1 protein-coding gene is annotated in these 3,482 nt (G+C 38.0%); it reads right to left on the reverse strand.

Annotation, left to right across the window (positions count from 1 at the left end; translation table 11 throughout):
• Positions 1-92: 92 nt before the first annotated feature.
• On the reverse strand, positions 93-3,407 hold the full coding sequence (locus tag OFN91_RS08210) for a reverse transcriptase domain-containing protein (protein WP_270873904.1): 3,315 nt from the start codon (positions 3,405-3,407) through the stop codon (positions 93-95).
• Positions 3,408-3,482: the final 75 nt, after the last annotated feature.

Raw genomic sequence — 3,482 nt, forward strand, 5'->3', positions numbered from 1 at the left:
CTTCATAGTCATTATTATTACACAAGTCTGTTCAATGTCATAATAACAGTCTCTTAACAAATCGTACACTAGCTTTTCATGTTTAAAGTCATTCACACACGTGATAATGCATCAGGTATAATATTGTCACGACCTTTGATATGCCTAATTTCAAGGTTGTACTCTTGCAACATCAAACTCCATCTTAATAATCTCTGGTTTTTGTTCTTAAGTTTATGAAGAAAACTGAGAGGATTATGATCACTGAAGACAACAATTGGCATAGGACTAGAGGTCAAGTATACCTCAAAATGCTGAATAGCCAAAATAAGAGCCAAACACTCTTTCTCAATAGTAGAGTAATTTCTTTGTTGTGTAATAAATTTCTTAGAGAAATAGCAAACTGGATGGTCAATGCCATTGTCGTCCTCCTGAATCAATACAGCACCAGCACCAACATCACTAGCATCTACAGCTAACTTAAAACACTTGTTAAAATCTGGAGCTAAGAGAACTGGTGTGCTCTTAAGTATGGCTTTGAGTTTATCAAAAGCAATCTGACACCTGTCATTCCATACAAACTTTGTACCTTTTCTTAATAGATTGGTCAAAGGTTCAGCAATAACTGAAAAATTACTACAGAATTTACGGTAGTAACCAGCCATACCAAGAAATCGCATCAGTTGTCTTTTACAATTAGGTTCAGGAAATTCAGAGATAGCTTGGACCTTAGAATCTACTGGCTTAACTTGACCCTGTCCCACAACATGTCCTAAGAATGTTAATGTAGCATGACAGAATTCACTTTTCTCAAGGTTGATAGTTAACATAGCTTCGGTGAGTCGATCGAAGAATGCTCTGATGGTCCGTAGATGGTCGTCGAACGTCTCCGTGTAGATGATAACGTCGTCAATATACGCCTTGCAGTTATCTAGACCAGCCAAGATTGAATTTATTAATCGTTGGAACGTGGCAGGAGAATTTTTCATCCCAAACGGCATAACTTTATACTGGAACAGTCCGTCTGGTGTTACAAATGCCGATATCTCTTTAGCACGATCAGTAAGAGGTACTTGCCAGAAGCCTTTCAACAGATCAAACTTTGTAACATATTTAGCTTTCCCAACATTGTCTATACAGTCGTCAATTCTTGGTATTGGGAACGAATCTGTCTTTGTCACAGCATTGATTTTTCTATAGTCAGTGCACATTCTATATGTTCCATTTGACTTGGGAACTAGAATACAAGGAGAGCTATAGTTACTTTGACTAGGTTCAATAAAGTCATTCTCCAACAAATATTTCACTTCATCTCTAAGGCACTGTTGTTTTACAGGATTCATTCTATATGGATGTTGTTTTATCGGTTGAGTGTCCTCTAGAATCACATCATGGGAAATCTTATCAGTACGTGTTGGAATGTCAGGAAACAAGTGTTCATATTCATGTAGAAGTTGTTTCAGTTCACCACGTTCATACTCGTTGAGATGGCTAAGTTTCTGGTCCAGATTTCTGAGAATGTCCGAGTTTTGAAGTTTCGCGGGTCCAGGATCAGTGTTTTCACGAATGTCACTAACACAATTTTCATCACAATCACTAGATTCAGGTGGGACAGAGCCTACTACTGACACAGGTTTAACAAATGAGCTATCTCTGTTAATGTATTTCTTTAACATATTTACATGACACATTTGTTTTTGCTTACGCCTTCCAGGAGTATTAATAACATAATTAAGATCACTGACTTTCTTGTCAACAATATAAGGACCAAAGTATCTTGCCTGTAACGGACTACCAGGAATAGGCAAAAGAGCAAGAACAGAATCTCCAGGCTCAAAACTTCTATCAACAGTCTTTACATCATATCTATCTTTCATCTTACTTTGAGCATTCTCCAAATTACTACGTGCCAAATCACAAACATCTGTTAATCTCTCTCTAAAATCACTCACATACTGTAACAAACTCAACTGACTCTCATCCTCATCAAGCAACTTTTCTTTTAACAATTTCAATGGTCCTCTAACAGAATGTCCAAACACTAACTCAAATGGACTAAATCCTAACGACTCCTGGACAGCTTCTCTCACAGCAAATAACAACAAATGTACACCCTCATCCCAGTTCTTAGAATTAGTATCAAAACAATAAGTACGAATCATATTCTTCAATGTTTGGTGAAATCTTTCCAAAGCACCTTGACTTTCAGGATGGTAAGCAGATGACCGGTATTGTTTTATACCAAGTTCATGCATGACTTGTTGGAATAACCCAGACATGAAGTTTGACCCTTGGTCAGATTGGACTGACTTAGGAAGACCAACAAATGTGAAGAACTTAACAAGGGCTTTAACAATAGTCTTTGCTTTGATATTTCTCAAAGGAATAGCTTCTGGGAAACGGGTGGAAGCACACATAATAGTCAACATATATTCACACCCAGACCTGGTTTTGGGCAAAGGACCAACACAGTCAATAATAATTCTACTAAATGGTTCTTCAAATGCAGGAATAGGCTGCAAGGGACTTTTAGGAATAGTCTGGTTAGGTTTACCAACTAATTGACATGTGTGACACGACTTACAAAAATTAACTACATCTTGTCTAATACCAGGCCAATAAAAATGATTCAAGATTTTGTCATAAGTCTTGTTGACACCAAGATGACCAGCTAAGGGAGTTTCATGGGCAATACTAAGGATTTCAGACCTATATGATTTAGGAACTACTATCTGATGTTTCACACTCCACTCTTCATCAGCAGGTACATCTAAAGGACGCCATTTTCTAAGAAGGACCCCATTCTTCAAATAATAACAAACTGGGACCTCTGAGACTTCATTCTCATCTAAAGCCTTATGGTACAAGTCCTTAAGCTCAGGGTCATTCTGTTGTTCATTAATAAGTTGTGACCTTGACCTTGTATCATGACCTTGGCTTGAACTTGACCGAGACAAATCACTTTCACAAACAGACTCACAAACAGACTGCTTTTGAGACAGACTGTCACATAAGGTACTACTAACCTCATTACCAAAAATCTGACCTATAAAAGTATCAGACAACTCAACCTCATTTTTAGAGGAATCAAGGGTGGCTTTCTTTGCCATAGCCCTAGTAACTGCACAAGAAGGATAAAGTTCTGGAATTTCCTGTTCATTAGAATCAGGAACATAATCAAGTACAGGAGTGTCAGTTACAACAGGATTAACAACAACCTTGTCTCCAGCTAAGTCATTACCTAGCAACAAATGAACACCCGGAAAGGGCAACGAAGGTCTAACGCCTACAGTCACAGGCCCAGTCACTAAATCTGATTTTAACTTAATGTTATGGAGGGGGACATTCAAAGATCCACACTCTACACCCTGTATAAGAACACTAGAACCAGAATAGGATTTATCACAAAACGGCAATATTTCAGCCAAAATTAGGGACTGAGAAGCACCAGTATCCCTCAAAATAGTGACAGGAGTAGGTGGGCATAATAAATCACATTGTAG

Source organism: Campylobacter sp. JMF_08 NE1 (assembly GCF_027737875.1).
In the GTDB taxonomy this organism is placed as follows: Bacteria; Campylobacterota; Campylobacteria; order Campylobacterales; family Campylobacteraceae; genus Campylobacter_B.